Raw genomic sequence first — 14,121 nt, 5'->3', positions numbered from 1 at the left:
CGCAGTTGTAAGGTGATGGCGTCACACCGCTATCGCTTTAATTGCCTGGCTTGCGCCGGGCAGTTAAAGTGCGCCTCCCCACGTTTCGCCTGAGGTAGATCAATGAACCAGTCCTTTGATATCGCCGTCGTCGGCGCCACCGGCACTGTCGGCGAAACACTGGTGCAGATACTTGAGGAGCGCGACTTCCCGGTCGCCAACCTGCATCTGCTGGCCAGTGTCGAATCGGCCGGCAGTTCGGTGCCCTTTCGAGGGAAAAACGTCAGAGTGCGTGAGGTCGACGAATTCGACTTCAGCAAAGCCCGCCTGGTCTTTTTTGCTGCCGGCCCGGCGGTGACCCTGAGCTTCGCCGCCAAGGCTCGTGCAGCCGGTTGCAGTGTGATCGACTTGTCGGGTGCATTGCCCGGCGATCAAGCCCCGTTGGTGGTGCCCGAGTGCAATGCGCAGATCCTGGATGGCCTGGAGCAACCGTTTCAGGTCAGCAGCCCAAGCCCATCGGCTACCGCTCTGGCGGTGGTGTTGGCGCCTTTGCGTGAGGTACTTGACCTGCAGCGCGTTACGGTCACCGCGTGCCTTGCGGTATCAGCTCAGGGGCGCGAGGCTGTGTCTGAACTGGCCCGTCAAACCACCTCGTTGCTGAATATGCACCCGCTGGAAACCCAATTCTTTGACCGGCAGATGGCATTCAACCTGCTGGCCCAGGTCGGCAAGCCAGACGCGCAGGGGCATGTACCGCTGGAAAAACAGCTGGTCACCCAATTGCGTGCTGTACTGGGGAAACCGGATCTGAAAGTTGCAGTGACGTGCATTCAAGCTCCGGTGTTTTTTGGCGATAGCTATAGTGTGTCGCTTCAGCTGGCTGCGCCGGTTGACCTGGCGGCGGTGAATGCAGCCCTTGAGGGAGCTGAGGGGGTCGAGCTGGTTGATGCTGACGATTACCCGACTGCGGTGGGCGATGCAGTTGGCCAGGATGTAGTGTATGTCGGTCGCGTTCGCCACGGTGTTGACGACAGCAGTGAACTTAATCTGTGGCTGACGTCAGATAACGTACGCAAAGGTGCTGCATTGAATGCCGTGCAACTGGCTGAGTTGTTGATAAAAGGCTAACTGTAAAAGATACTTGGCGTCGCTTTTTAGCAGGACTTCAGAGCCTGTGTCGCAGTCAGGCTGCTGTCAGGGCTTACAGATTCAATGAGGCAGTACGCGGGTAGATTACAGCCGCGCAAGCGTCGTCAGGCAGCAGCTTACAGGTCCCGTAGGACGAGGCCTGTACCAATAAGGAAGAGGCTATGGTTCAGGTTCGCAAATTAGTGTTAGCAATAGCCGCCGCTTCGGCGCTGTCATCCGGTATGGCACAGGCGCTTGGGCTCGGCGAGCTGACCCTGAAGTCGGCGCAGAACCAGCCGCTGCTGGCTGAGATCGAGTTGTTGGACGTCAAGGACCTGAACGCCGCCGAAGTGGTGCCGAGTCTGGCCCCGGCAGATGAATTCAGCAAGGCCGGGGTTCCGCGCCCGGACTATCTGAATGACCTGCGCTTTACCCCGGTGATCAATGCCAATGGCAAGAGTGTGCTGCGAGTGACTTCCAGCCAGCCGTTGTCTGAACCCTTTGTAAAATTTCTGGTGCAAGTCATGTGGCCGAACGGCCGCTTGATGCGCGACTACAGTGTGTTGCTGGACCCGGCCAAGTACTCGCCACAAACCGCCGCGGCAGCTGCGGCCACATCAGTGGCGACTGCTGCCGCTGCGCCAGGCGCAGAGGCGGGGCAATACACCACCTCGTCTCGAGACACGTTGTGGGAAATTGCCGCTAAGGCGCGTAACGGCGGCTCGGTTCAACAAACCATGTTGGCGATTCAGGCGCTCAATCCGGATGCCTTTATTGGTGGCAACATCAACCGACTCAAAACCGGACAGGTGCTGCGTTTACCGAATGCAGCGCAAAGCGTGGAGTTGTCTCAGTCCAAGGCGGTCGCCGAAGTGGCGTCGCAGAATGCGGACTGGCGCAGTGGTCGGCGTACGGCGCCTCGAGCGCAGCAACTGGACGCCACTGCCCGCACCCCGCAGGCAACACCTGTGGCCAAGACCCAGACCAAAGATGGTTTGAGCCTTGTGGCAGGGCAGGCGGGTAAGGGCGCCGGCGGGGACGCCAAGAATATCAATGACAAGCTGGCCATGACCCAGGAAAGCCTGGACACCAGCCGTCGTGAAAGTGCCGAGTTGCAAAGTCGGGTAAAAGACCTGCAAAGCCAGGTCGACAAGCTGCAACGCCTGATCGAGCTTAAAAACAACCAATTGGCCAAGCTGCAAGGTGAGGCGGCCACGCCGCTTGATGCGGGGGCTGCACTGCCTGCCCATCTGGTCGGTGAGGCGGCCGATACTCCGGAAGACGATATTGCACCGGCAACCGAAGGCGCGGCGGCGACAGCCGTGGCGCCCGCACCGCAGGGCGCTACCCCCAGCGACGAACGCAAGCTCCAGGACCTGCTCGCCAGCCCGCTTCTGACGGTGGCGGCAGGCGGCGCAGCGGTCTTGTTGCTGCTGCTCTTGTTGCTCCTTCTGGTTCGTCGGCGCAAGGCTCAGCAAGCGGCTGAGCGTCATGCACGTATGGCGCGGGCACTCGAAGAAGAAGAACCTGACTTTGCGGCAGACTTCGACCTGCCGCAGAGCAGCTTCGAGGGCATTGAGGTTCCACCGCCGAGCGTGAAGCTGGACGCTGCCCCGACACCATCCCCCGTGCCGCCTGCACCGGCTCCTGCACCTACACCTGTGGTTGCGCCCGTTGCGGCGCCGGACATCTCCGGCGCTGAAGTGCTGGTTGAAGCTGAGCGCTTGATCCAACAGCAGCAGTTTCACGAAGCTGCCGGTCTGCTTGAAGGCGCGGTCAGTCACGCGCCACAGCGCAGCGACCTGCGTTTGAAGCTGATGCAGGTGTATGGCGAGTTGGGTGAGCGTGAAGCCTTTATCGCTCAAGAGCGCCAGTTGGTAGCCAATGGTAAAAACTACGCTGAAGTGGCGCAGCTCAAACTTCGCTATCCCGCCATGGCGGCAGTGGCTGCCGGCATCGTCGCCGCAGCGGTTGCTTCGCAATTCCAGGCTGATTTCGTCAGGGAGATGATGCGCGACGATCGTGTGGTCGAGCCTGAGCCGCAACTCAAACCGACGCCCGTGGTGACGCCGCCGGATGAAGAGTTTGATCACGACTTTGACCTGAGCCTGGATGATCTTGAGGCCGCTTCGCCGACTCAGCTGTCACCTGATCAGAGCGCCGCCAAACTGGCCTCTGAGCACGAGCAGAGTTTCGATGCGGTGCTCAAGCAGCAGGCTGAAACGCAATCGGCGTTGGATAAACCCACTGACTTTGACCTCGACCTGCCGGATGACTTCGATTTGTCGCTGGCAGAAGAAGCGCCAGTTGTACCGCAAGCGCCGGAAGCGCCGGAAGCGCCCGACAGCTTCTCGATAGAGTTGGACAAAGTTAATGCTGAACTGCAGCGTTTGTCCCAGAGTCTGGAAGAGCCTGCCATGGCCGAGCCGTTTGCCCAGACGGTTGCAGGAGCAGATGAAGAACCCGAGTTCGACTTCCTGTCGGGTGCCGACGAAGCTGCGACCAAACTTGATCTGGCGCAGGCTTATATCGACATGGGCGACGACGAAGGCGCGCGCGACATCCTCACGGAGGTCATGGGTGAGGGCAGCCCTGAGCAGCAGGCCGAGGCCATCGAACTGCTGTCCCGTCTGGCCTGATCCCTCCCTGCAGGAGCGAGCTTGCCTTGCGATCTTTTAAAAAAATCAAAAGATCGTGAGGCAAGCTCGCTCCTGCAACGCTCATTTTGCTCGCGCCGGTCATTTGATTCATGGCGTCTTGGCGGGTGCGCCTTATAATGGCCGCCTTTGCGTTTATGAGCAGGCTGTAACTCCTTGGCAAATATAGATAACCCGGCAGCCGAAATGGCCGCCGAAGGCTTTTCCCGAATCGCCCTGGGCGTGGAATACAAAGGCTCACGCTATAGCGGCTGGCAACGTCAGGCCAATGGCGTGCTGACGGTCCAGGAAACCCTGGAAGATGCGCTTTCCAAAGTCGCTGCCTCGCCGGTTTCGTTGATGTGCGCTGGGCGCACCGACGCCGGGGTGCATGCCTGCGGGCAGGTTGTGCACTTCGATACCCAGGCCGAGCGCTCAATGAAGGCGTGGGTCATGGGGGCGAATATCAATTTGCCTCACGACATCAGTGTCACGTGGGCCAAGGTGATGCCCGCGCATTTCCATGCGCGCTTCAAGGCGATTGCCCGGCGTTATCGCTATGTCATCTACAACGATCAGATTCGCCCCGCGCACCTTAATCAGGAAATCACTTGGAACCATCGCCCGCTGGACGTCGATCGCATGGCGCAAGCGGCGCAATATCTGTTGGGTGTCCATGACTTCAGCGCTTTTCGTGCTGGGCAATGCCAGGCCAAATCGCCGATCAAAGAACTGCACCACCTGCGCGTGACGCGTCATGGGCGGATGATCGTGCTGGATATTCGTGCCAGTGCCTTTTTGCATCACATGGTGCGCAACATCGCCGGGGTACTGATGACCATCGGCTCCGGTGAGCGTCCGGTTGAATGGATCAAGGAGGTACTGGAAAGTCGCGAACGTCGCTCTGGCGGTGTGACGGCGCACCCTTATGGCCTGTATCTGGTGCAAGTGGAATACCGTGACGAGTTTCCGTTGCCCGAGCGTTACATTGGTCCACATTTCTTGACCGGTTTTAACGAACTCGACGGCTGACGCCCGGGTAAGCATTTGTTAACATCCGGCACTTTCACGCTTAAGCCAAGGGGTGCCGTTAACATGCCAGCCGTTCGCAGCAAGATCTGCGGTATTACCCGCATAGATGATGCACTGGCCGCCGTGGCCGCCGGCGCTGATGCGATTGGCTTTGTGTTTTACGCCAAAAGCCCGCGTGCGGTAACTGCTGCGCAGGCGCGGGCCATCATTGCGGCATTGCCGCCGTTCGTGACTACCGTTGGCCTGTTCGTTAATGCCAGTTCGTGTGAACTCAATGAGACGCTGGAGGCTGTACCGCTCGATTTGCTGCAGTTTCACGGCGATGAAACCGCGGATCAGTGCGAAGGCTATCACCGGCCCTACATCAAGGCCCTCAGGGTCAAGGCCGGGGATGATATCGCTGCCGCCTGTGACGCGTATGCCTCGGCCAGCGGGATTTTGCTCGATACCTACGTTGAAGGCGTGCCGGGTGGAACCGGGCAGGCGTTTGACTGGTCTTTGATACCTCAAGGTTTAAGCAAGCCGATCATTTTGGCCGGTGGCTTGTCTGTTGAAAACGTGGCGCAGGCCATTGCCCAGGTACAGCCTTACGCTGTGGATGTCAGTGGCGGAGTGGAAAAGGGCAAAGGCATCAAGGATCACGATAAGATTCGTGCCTTTATGCAGGCAGTACGCGCAACAAACTGATACTCGATGTGACGGTTGGCAGCCTGCCACCGTCCATCATTACCGCTGAGTGATACAGGCGGGCCCGGTGGCATGACGGGCAGAAATTAAAGCACCAACCGCTTGCAGCGTGTTGGCGCAAAGGCTGAGGGTTCAAGGGAATTCGCTGGTTTGCCATGGGCTGACCGCTGTGACCGGACAATCATCGCCGCTTACCTAATGAATTTGGCTCAAGGGCATACACGGGGCCTGAACAGCAGTGTTCAGGTCGCCGGTACTGGAGAAAAAAAAGCATGAGCAACTGGTTGGTAGACAAGCTGATTCCTTCGATCATGCGTTCCGAGGTCAAAAAGAGCTCGGTACCTGAAGGCCTGTGGCACAAGTGCCCGTCTTGTGACGCTGTGCTTTATCGTCCAGAGCTGGAAAAGACCCTGGACGTTTGCCCCAAGTGCAATCACCACATGCGCATCGATGCACGCGCACGCATCAATATCTTCCTGGACGCCGAAGGCCGCAACGAGTTGGGCGCTGATCTGGAGCCCGTCGACCGGTTGAAATTCCGCGACAGCAAAAAGTACAAGGACCGTATCGTCGGCGCGCAAAAGCAGACGGGCGAGAAAGACGCCCTGGTGTCCATGAGCGGCACGCTGTTGGGCATGCCGATTGTGGTCTCGGCGTTTGAATTCAACTTCATGGGCGGCTCGATGGGTGCCATCGTCGGCGAGCGTTTCGTACGCGCCGCCAACTACGCGCTGGAAAATCGCTGCCCGATGGTCTGCTTCTCTGCTTCGGGCGGTGCGCGGATGCAAGAAGCACTGATTTCCCTGATGCAAATGGCCAAGACCTCTGCGGTGCTGGCGCGTCTGCGCGAAGAAGGCATTCCGTTTATCTCGGTATTGACCGACCCGGTTTACGGCGGCGTTTCTGCCAGTCTGGCAATGCTGGGTGACGTGATCGTGGCTGAGCCAAAAGCATTGATCGGTTTCGCCGGTCCTCGTGTCATCGAGCAGACCGTTCGTGAAAAACTGCCAGAAGGCTTCCAGCGCAGTGAATTCCTGCTGGAGCACGGTGCGATTGACCTGATCGTTTCCCGTCAGGAATTGCGTCCGCGCCTTGGCAATCTGCTTGCACAAATGATGGGCCTGCCAACACCTGAGTTCGTGGCTGCGCCTGTTGAAACTGTCGTTGTCCCACCGGCACCAGCAAACCTATGACCCAGCGCACCCTCGGCGAGTGGCTCGCCTATCTTGAACAGTTGCATCCGGCTGCCATCGACATGGGGTTGGACCGCGCACGAGAGGTAACGAACCGCATGGGCTTGCAAAAGCCCGCGCCGTGGGTGGTGACGGTCACTGGCACCAACGGTAAAGGTTCGACTTGTGCATTTGTAGCATCACTGCTGCGAGCACAAGGGCTCAAGGTCGGGGTCTACAACTCGCCGCACCTGCTGCGCTACAACGAGCGCGTGCAGATTGACGGTGTAGAAGCCTCTGACCAGCAATTGTGCGAAGCCTTTGAAGCGCTGAATGCAGGCCGCGGCGAGACATCGCTAACCTACTTCGAAATGGGCACGCTGGCGGCTTTCTGGCTGTTCGAGCGTGCTCAACTCGATGTGGTGGTGCTTGAAGTCGGCCTGGGAGGGCGGCTGGATGCGGTCAACCTGGTCGATGCCGATATGGCGCTGGTGACCAGCATTGGTGTGGATCACGTGGAGTACTTGGGTAATACCCGGGAATCGGTCGCTTTTGAAAAGGCCGGGATTTTCCGCCCGCACAAGCCAGCCTTGTGTGGTGATCTTGACCCGCCTCAGCCGCTGCTCGACAAGGCCAAGGAGCTGGATTGCCCGCTGTTTCTGCGCGGACGCGATTTCAGCTTGAGCGTTGCTGAAACAGTTTGGCATTGGCAAGGTCGAGATGCTCAGGGGCAAGTGCTTGAGCTGCGTGACTTGCCGCTGCTGGATCTGCCAATGGAAAACGCCGCGTTGGCGCTGCAGGCTTATGCGTTGACGCAATGGCCGTGGCAGCCTGAGCGGATTGCCGAGGCGCTGCAGGCGACCCAGGTAACCGGGCGGCTGGACCGTCGTCAGGTCAACTGGCACGGCAAGACACTCAACCTGCTACTGGATGTCGGGCATAACGGCCATGCCGCTGAGTACTTGCTCAAACGCTTGAAGCAACGCCCACCGGCTGGCAAGCGCCTGGCGGTGTTTGGTTTGCTGGCTGACAAGGACCTGGATGCCGTGGTGTCGCAACTCACTCCGGTGGTTGAGCATTGGGCGGTGGCGCCCCTGAACACCGGGCGTTCGCGTCCTGCAGTTGAGTTGCAGGCCGCGTTGCAAGGTCTGGGGGCATCGGTTACCCCTTTTGAAAGCGTGGATGCTGCACTTGAGGCGCAGTGCGAACGCGCTACGGCTCAGGACGAGATTTTGCTGTTCGGCTCATTTTATTGTGTCGCTCAGGCGCTTGAATGGCTGGAGCGGCGTGCCAAGGAGGAGGCTGCAAATGGCTGTGCTGGATAAGGTCGTCAAGCAACGGATGGTGGGTGCGCTGGTGCTGATCGCGCTGGCGGTGATTTTTCTGCCGATGCTGTTTTCGCGTCAGGATGAGCAGCGTCAGGTTCAGGTCGATGCACCGCCAGCGCCGCAAGCGCCTGCCATGCCTCAGATTCAGGTCGAGCCAGTGCCCGTCCCGGAGCCGCAGCCCATTGCCGAAGAGCCGGCACCCCCGGTTGAACCGCAAGTGGTTGCTCCGCAAAAGCCGGTGGTTGCACCGACTGCACCGGTAGCGAGCAAGCCGGCAGTAGCGCCCAAACCACCTGCCGTTACCCCGGCACAGGCGGTGGCGCAGCCGCCAGCCAAGCTCGATACCACGCAAAAGCGTTTAGACCCTAACGGTTTGCCAATCAGTTGGTCGATCCAATTGGTCAGCTTGTCGAACCGTGCAAGTGCCGATACTTTGCAAAAAAACCTTCGCAATCAAGGTTATAACGCGTATGTGCGTTCTTCGGGCGGGATGAATCGGGTATTTGTCGGTCCGCTGCTGGAGCGTGCAGAGGCTGATCGCCTGCGCGATGTGCTCGACAAACAGCAGAATCTCAAGGGTTTTGTGGTGCGCTTCCAGCCTGAGCGTGGCTAAGCGCATAAAAAGGTTGGATCTGATAGCCAATGCACTGATAAATCGCCTGACTTGAGAGGCGGCGCTCTGCTAAAATGCGCCGCCTCATCTGTCTGTAGACTGAACTGTGCCATTTACCTGGGTTGACTGGGCGATCGTTGCAATCATCGCCATTTCCGCTTTGATCAGCTTGAAGCGCGGCTTCGTTAAAGAGGCGCTGTCGCTGTGCACCTGGATCATTGCCGGGGTAGTCGCCTGGATGTTCGGAGGTTCACTGTCCCAGTACCTCGCCGGATACATCGAAACACCTTCCGCCCGCATCATCGCCGGGTGCACCATCATGTTTGTCGCCACCTTGCTGGTCGGCGCAATGATCAACTTTCTTATCGGCGAACTGATTCGCGTCACCGGGTTGTCCGGGACCGATCGTTTTCTCGGCATGGCCTTCGGCGCTGCGCGTGGTGCGCTGCTGGTGGTCGTGGGGGTCGGGCTATTGAGCCTGGGGCCGGTGCAGCAAGACTCGTGGTGGCAGGAGTCCAGGCTCATGCCACAATTTCTATTGGTCGCCGATTGGTCGAAAAACCTCATTCTGGGGTGGAGTAGCCAATGGTTGGCCAGCGGTATCAGCGTACCTGCTGATATTCCGTTCAAGGAACACCTCTCGCCGGCTATCCAGCCCAAGTGAGTGGTGTTCAGTTCAGATCCATTAAGTAGGGGTTGCGTCGCATGTGTGGCATCGTCGGTATCGTCGGTAAGTCGAACGTCAATCAGGCGCTGTATGACGCGCTAACCGTCCTCCAGCACCGCGGCCAGGATGCTGCCGGTATTGTAACCAGCCATAACGGCCGGTTATTCCTGCGCAAGGACAACGGGTTGGTGCGTGATGTGTTTCAACAGCGCCACATGCAGCGCCTGGTCGGTAACGTGGGCATTGGCCACGTGCGTTACCCGACTGCAGGTAGCTCGACTTCAGCAGAGGCTCAGCCGTTTTACGTCAACTCGCCCTATGGCATCACTCTGGCGCACAACGGCAACCTGACCAACGTTCAACAATTGGCCAAGGAGATTTACGAATCTGACTTGCGTCACGTCAACACCAACTCCGATTCGGAAGTACTGCTCAACGTCTTTGCCCACGAACTGGCACAGCGCGGCAAGTTGCAGCCGACCGAGGAAGACGTCTTCGCTGCCGTCACCGACGTGCACAACCGCTGCCGTGGTGGCTATGCCGTTGTGGCGATGATCACCGGCTACGGCATCGTCGGTTTCCGCGATCCGCACGGTATTCGTCCGATCGTCTTCGGTCAGCGTCACACCGATGAAGGTGTCGAGTACATGATCGCCTCTGAAAGCGTATCGCTCGACGTGCTGGGCTTTACCCTGATTCGCGACCTGGCACCGGGTGAAGCGGTCTACATCACCGAAGACGGCCAACTGCACACCCGTCAGTGCGCGGTAAACCCGCAACTGACCCCGTGCATCTTCGAGCACGTCTACCTGGCGCGCCCGGATTCGATCATCGATGGCGTTTCGGTCTATAAGGCGCGTCTGCGCATGGGCGAGAAGCTGGCCGAGAAGATCCAGCGCGAGCGTCCAGACCACGACATCGACGTGGTCATCCCGATCCCGGATACCAGCCGTACTGCAGCGCTTGAGCTGGCGAACCACCTGGGTGTCAAGTTCCGCGAAGGCTTCGTGAAAAACCGTTACATCGGCCGTACCTTCATCATGCCGGGCCAGGCTGCGCGTAAAAAGTCCGTGCGCCAGAAGCTCAACGCCATCGAACTTGAGTTCCGTGGCAAGAACGTGATGCTGGTTGACGATTCGATCGTGCGGGGCACCACCTGCAAGCAGATCATTCAGATGGCCCGTGAAGCCGGTGCCAAGAATGTCTACTTCTGCTCGGCGGCGCCGGCTGTGCGCTACCCGAACGTGTACGGCATCGACATGCCAAGCGCCCATGAACTGATCGCTCACAACCGCACCACCCAGGACGTGGCTGATCTGATCGGCGCTGACTGGCTGATCTATCAAGACCTGCCAGACCTGATCGAAGCGGTCGGCGGCGGCAAGATCAAGATCGAAAAATTCGATTGCGCAGTGTTCGACGGCAAGTACGTGACTGGCGACATTGACGAGAACTACCTGGACCGTATCGAGCGCGAGCGCAACGATGCATCCAAGGTTATTGCTCAAGGTGTCGGTGCAACGATAGGCTTGTACAACAACTAAGCTTCAACACACCGGCCCTGAGGGGCCGGTTTGCATTGTTCCAACACAAAGCAATTCATACAAAGCAAGGAGTGGGCAGCATGAGTCAGGATTGGGATGCCGGTCGGCTGGACAGCGACCTCGAGGGCGTAGCGTTCGACACCTTGGCTGTGCGTGCCGGCCAGCACCGTACGCCAGAAGGCGAGCACGGTGATGCAATGTTCCTGACCTCCAGCTACGTGTTCCGTACGGCGGCCGATGCGGCGGCGCGGTTCTCGGGTGAGGTGGCAGGCAACGTTTATTCGCGTTACACCAACCCGACGGTGCGGGCGTTCGAAGAGCGTATCGCGGCACTGGAAGGGGCGGAGCAGGCCGTGGCCACCGCCACGGGCATGGCGGCCATCTTGTCGGTGGTCATGAGCCTGTGCAGCGCTGGAGACCACGTTCTGGTTTCGCGCAGCGTCTTTGGTTCGACCATCAGCCTGTTCGAGAAGTACTTCAAGCGTTTCGGCATTGAAGTAGATTACGTGCCGCTGGCCGAGCTGCAAGGCTGGGATGCGGCCATCAAGCCAAACACCAAACTGCTATTTGTCGAGTCGCCGTCCAACCCGCTGGCCGAGCTGGTCGATATCAGTGCGCTGGCAGAGATTGCCCATGCCAAGGGCGCCATGCTGGTGGTCGACAACTGCTTCTGCACCCCAGCCTTGCAGCAACCGATCAAATTGGGTGCCGATATTGTTGTGCATTCGGCCACCAAGTTCATTGATGGACAGGGCCGCTGCATGGGGGGTGTGGTTGCCGGGCGCGGCGAGTTGATGAAAGAAGTGGTCGGCTTCTTGCGCACTGCCGGGCCGACCCTCAGCCCGTTCAATGCCTGGATCTTCCTCAAGGGCCTGGAAACCCTGAACCTGCGTATGCGCGCTCACTGCGCCAGTGCACTCGCGCTGGCCGAGTGGCTGGAGCAGCAGGACGGAGTCGAGAAAGTCCACTATGCGGGCCTCAAGAGCCATCCGCAGCATGCCTTGGCCCAGCGCCAGCAGCGTGGCTTTGGCGCGGTGGTCAGCTTTGAGGTCAAGGGGGGCAAAGAGGGCGCCTGGCGCTTTATCGACGCCACCCGCCTGATCTCGATCACCGCTAACCTGGGTGACAGCAAAACCACCATTACCCACCCGGCTACCACTTCCCACGGTCGTCTGGCGCCACAAGAGCGTGAGGCGGCCGGCATTCGTGACAGCCTGATCCGCATCGCGGTCGGCCTGGAAGACGTCGTCGACCTGCAAGCAGACCTGTCGAGAGGCTTGGCCGTACTGTGACCGAATGGGCGCTTCAGGAACCGATTGAAGGCAATGGCCGTGTAGCGCTGGTGACAGGTGCTGCGCGGGGCATTGGGTTGGGGATTGCGGCGTGGTTGATCAGTGAAGGTTGGCAAGTGGTGCTGACCGACATTGATCGCGCGCGCGGCTCCAGGGTTGTGAAGGCGCTTGGCGAGCGCGCCTGGTTCGTGGCCATGGATGTGTCGGTAGAAGCCGACGTGATCCAGTGCGTGGCACAGGTGCTCGGCCAGTTCGGTCGGCTCGATGCGTTGGTCTCTAACGCCGCGATTGCCGATCCGCACAATATGACTCTTGAAAGCCTCGACCTGGAGCATTGGAACCGCGTCATTGCCGTCAACTTGACTGGGCCGATGCTGCTGGCCAAGCACTGTGCGCCGTACTTGCGCGCGCACTGCGGTTCGATCGTCAACCTGGCGTCTACCCGCGCCCGTCAATCCGAGCCGGACACCGAGGCTTACGTGGCGAGCAAGGGCGGCCTGGTTGCCTTGACCCACGCGTTGGCCATTAGTCTTGGGCCAGAAATTCGCGTCAATGCTGTCAGCCCTGGCTGGATCGACGCGCGCGACCCCGCGGTGCGGCGTGCAGAACCGTTAACTGACGAGGATCATGCGCAGCACCCGGCCGGTCGAGTAGGGACGGTGGAAGACGTTGCGGCAATGGTGGCCTGGCTGCTGTCACGCAATGCCGGATTTGTCACCGGCCAAGAGTTTGTGGTCGACGGTGGCATGAGCAAGAAAATGATTTATGGGGGATGAGGCAGCTGCAAGCGGCAAGTAAAAGTACAAGCGCTGTAACCGAGCTTTTGCTTTATGGCTTTTACTTGCCGCTTGAAGGTTGCGCCTGTTTTTACTGTTTTTTGAAAAAAACCCAATAATCCCCTTGACTTAGCTTCGATACCTGCGTAAATTTCGCGGCCTCAACGAAGCAAAGGGTGATTAGCTCAGCTGGGAGAGCATCTGCCTTACAAGCAGAGGGTCGGCGGTTCGATCCCGTCATCACCCACCACTTCTTGAGTTTCTCGAAAGAGAAGGTCGCTTCTAACGAAGCTACCAACCGACGCGCAGCGGTAGTTCAGTCGGTTAGAATACCGGCCTGTCACGCCGGGGGTCGCGGGTTCGAGTCCCGTCCGCTGCGCCATATTCGTACAAGTCAGGTTAGCCTGGCTTGCGATTGAAAAGCACCGAAGCCTTTCAATCAACGGTTTAAACGATTCAAACGGACGCAAGTCCGAGCGATACGCAGCGGTAGTTCAGTCGGTTAGAATACCGGCCTGTCACGCCGGGGGTCGCGGGTTCGAGTCCCGTCCGCTGCGCCATATTCGCTTCCACTAAGGCCCACTGAATGCCTGGAAGTCACGGAAATAGCGGCCTTGAGCCGCTTTTTTCGTTTTCTGAATTCCACTGGAATCCATCTCCAACCACGGTTTTAAGTACATATTTAAGTACACCGCTGGCATTTCCGTTTCTATTGGCATGACAAGCAATTGCGTATTTCCCTTGGCACCTATCCCGACGTGAGTCTCAAGGAGGCTCGCCAGCGGAGAGGGCTGCACGTACGCTGGTGGCCAACATATTGATCCCCGATCACATCGTCGCGCCGAGCGGCAGAAAGCCTCTCACGCCGCCAGCAACACATTTGAAGCGGTTGCTGATCGCTGGCATGAGTTCCGAAGTAAAAAACTGAAGAAAAGTAATAAGGGCAGTGCAGGGCAAGCCAGCAAATACCTGAAGAAGGACATGCTGCCGTGTTTGGGCGATCTTCCGATCGCGGATATTTCTCGTGGTGACGTGCTGGAGCTCGATGCAGTTAAAGACGCGCGGTGCGCGGTATCTGCTGGTTGACCACTACACCTGCTCATGAGCCAAGGCGGCATAGCTACTGCTGTAGGCCAATGCTATTGGAAGTAGCAACAAATTGCGGATATTTTTAATTAGCATAATGCTGCCCCGTGTGAGTCTGGAGGCAGCATCAAGTGAGCAGATTACTCACTCAGTAAAAAATCTGAAGTATGTTCAGTCGCTT

General features: G+C 58.7%; 13 protein-coding genes and 3 tRNA genes. All 16 read left to right on the top strand.

Going from position 1 to position 14,121, the window contains the following annotated elements:
* Nucleotides 1-102 precede the first annotated feature (102 nt).
* The 16 genes from NTD86_RS22215 (at nucleotide 103) to NTD86_RS24400 (ending at nucleotide 13,940) form a co-directional block, all read left to right on the top strand.
* Nucleotides 103-1,107 (top strand): aspartate-semialdehyde dehydrogenase, encoded by a 1,005-nt coding sequence (locus NTD86_RS22215; RefSeq protein ID WP_262205475.1) that lies wholly within the window; start codon nucleotides 103-105, stop codon nucleotides 1,105-1,107.
* A gap of 182 nt (nucleotides 1,108-1,289) precedes the next feature.
* Entirely contained in the window at nucleotides 1,290-3,746 is a 2,457-nt protein-coding gene (locus tag NTD86_RS22210; protein ID WP_262205474.1) for a FimV/HubP family polar landmark protein, read from the top strand.
* 204 nt (nucleotides 3,747-3,950) lie between these two features.
* Complete coding sequence (truA, locus tag NTD86_RS22205) at nucleotides 3,951-4,775, top strand: tRNA pseudouridine(38-40) synthase TruA (RefSeq protein ID WP_262205575.1); 825 nt, start codon at nucleotides 3,951-3,953, stop codon at nucleotides 4,773-4,775.
* Between the two features lie 63 nt (nucleotides 4,776-4,838).
* Nucleotides 4,839-5,462: a phosphoribosylanthranilate isomerase gene (locus NTD86_RS22200; protein ID WP_262205473.1), complete on the top strand. Its 624-nt coding sequence runs from the start codon at nucleotides 4,839-4,841 to the stop codon at nucleotides 5,460-5,462.
* 272 nt (nucleotides 5,463-5,734) lie between these two features.
* Nucleotides 5,735-6,655 (top strand): acetyl-CoA carboxylase, carboxyltransferase subunit beta, encoded by a 921-nt coding sequence (gene accD / locus NTD86_RS22195; RefSeq protein ID WP_262205471.1) that lies wholly within the window; start codon nucleotides 5,735-5,737, stop codon nucleotides 6,653-6,655.
* Nucleotides 6,652-7,959, top strand: a complete 1,308-nt coding sequence (gene folC, locus NTD86_RS22190) for a bifunctional tetrahydrofolate synthase/dihydrofolate synthase (protein WP_262205469.1) — start codon at nucleotides 6,652-6,654, stop codon at nucleotides 7,957-7,959. Before accD ends, folC begins: the two co-directional genes overlap by 4 nt.
* Nucleotides 7,943-8,575, top strand: a complete 633-nt coding sequence (locus tag NTD86_RS22185) for an SPOR domain-containing protein (RefSeq protein ID WP_262205468.1) — start codon at nucleotides 7,943-7,945, stop codon at nucleotides 8,573-8,575. Before folC ends, NTD86_RS22185 begins: the two co-directional genes overlap by 17 nt.
* A 106-nt stretch (nucleotides 8,576-8,681) precedes the next feature.
* Nucleotides 8,682-9,239 (top strand): CvpA family protein, encoded by a 558-nt coding sequence (locus tag NTD86_RS22180; RefSeq protein WP_262205466.1) that lies wholly within the window; start codon nucleotides 8,682-8,684, stop codon nucleotides 9,237-9,239.
* A 41-nt stretch (nucleotides 9,240-9,280) separates the two neighbouring features.
* Nucleotides 9,281-10,786, top strand: coding sequence for an amidophosphoribosyltransferase (gene purF, locus NTD86_RS22175; protein ID WP_262205465.1), 1,506 nt, complete (start codon nucleotides 9,281-9,283; stop codon nucleotides 10,784-10,786).
* A gap of 80 nt (nucleotides 10,787-10,866) precedes the next feature.
* Entirely contained in the window at nucleotides 10,867-12,078 is a 1,212-nt protein-coding gene (locus tag NTD86_RS22170; protein ID WP_262205464.1) for an O-succinylhomoserine sulfhydrylase, read from the top strand.
* Nucleotides 12,075-12,854: an SDR family oxidoreductase gene (locus NTD86_RS22165; RefSeq protein WP_262205463.1), complete on the top strand. Its 780-nt coding sequence runs from the start codon at nucleotides 12,075-12,077 to the stop codon at nucleotides 12,852-12,854. Before NTD86_RS22170 ends, NTD86_RS22165 begins: the two co-directional genes overlap by 4 nt.
* 174 nt (nucleotides 12,855-13,028) lie before the next feature.
* A tRNA-Val gene (locus tag NTD86_RS22160) sits at nucleotides 13,029-13,104 on the top strand.
* Nucleotides 13,105-13,159: 55 nt separating this feature from the next.
* Nucleotides 13,160-13,236 (top strand) — tRNA-Asp (locus tag NTD86_RS22155).
* A 101-nt stretch (nucleotides 13,237-13,337) separates the two neighbouring features.
* Nucleotides 13,338-13,414: transfer RNA gene (locus NTD86_RS22150), tRNA-Asp, on the top strand.
* 168 nt (nucleotides 13,415-13,582) lie between these two features.
* A complete protein-coding gene (locus tag NTD86_RS24405) occupies nucleotides 13,583-13,675 on the top strand; it encodes a hypothetical protein (RefSeq protein ID WP_410017008.1) in 93 nt (30 codons plus the stop codon).
* Nucleotides 13,671-13,940, top strand: coding sequence for a phage integrase central domain-containing protein (locus NTD86_RS24400; RefSeq protein ID WP_410017010.1), 270 nt, complete (start codon nucleotides 13,671-13,673; stop codon nucleotides 13,938-13,940). The genes NTD86_RS24405 and NTD86_RS24400 overlap by 5 nt, the downstream gene beginning before the upstream one ends.
* The last annotated feature ends 181 nt before the right edge of the window (nucleotides 13,941-14,121 follow it).

The sequence above is a fragment of the Pseudomonas sp. 7P_10.2_Bac1 genome, from assembly GCF_025465935.1.
GTDB lineage: Bacteria > Pseudomonadota > Gammaproteobacteria > Pseudomonadales > Pseudomonadaceae > Aquipseudomonas.
This window is presented reverse-complemented; position numbering and strand designations above follow the sequence as displayed.

What these genes read in the sequence shown, in the direction of transcription:
- NTD86_RS22185 (WP_262205468.1), top strand. Translation starts at nt 7,943, where the DNA reads ATGGCTGTGCTGGATAAGGTCGTCAAGCAACGGATGGTGGGTGCGCTG.
- truA (WP_262205575.1), top strand. Translation starts at nt 3,951, where the DNA reads ATGGCCGCCGAAGGCTTTTCCCGAATCGCCCTGGGCGTGGAATACAAA.
- NTD86_RS22215 (WP_262205475.1), top strand. Translation starts at nt 103, where the DNA reads ATGAACCAGTCCTTTGATATCGCCGTCGTCGGCGCCACCGGCACTGTC.
- NTD86_RS22200 (WP_262205473.1), top strand. Translation starts at nt 4,839, where the DNA reads ATGCCAGCCGTTCGCAGCAAGATCTGCGGTATTACCCGCATAGATGAT.
- NTD86_RS22170 (WP_262205464.1), top strand. Translation starts at nt 10,867, where the DNA reads ATGAGTCAGGATTGGGATGCCGGTCGGCTGGACAGCGACCTCGAGGGC.
- accD (WP_262205471.1), top strand. Translation starts at nt 5,735, where the DNA reads ATGAGCAACTGGTTGGTAGACAAGCTGATTCCTTCGATCATGCGTTCC.
- NTD86_RS22210 (WP_262205474.1), top strand. Translation starts at nt 1,290, where the DNA reads ATGGTTCAGGTTCGCAAATTAGTGTTAGCAATAGCCGCCGCTTCGGCG.
- purF (WP_262205465.1), top strand. Translation starts at nt 9,281, where the DNA reads ATGTGTGGCATCGTCGGTATCGTCGGTAAGTCGAACGTCAATCAGGCG.
- folC (WP_262205469.1), top strand. Translation starts at nt 6,652, where the DNA reads ATGACCCAGCGCACCCTCGGCGAGTGGCTCGCCTATCTTGAACAGTTG.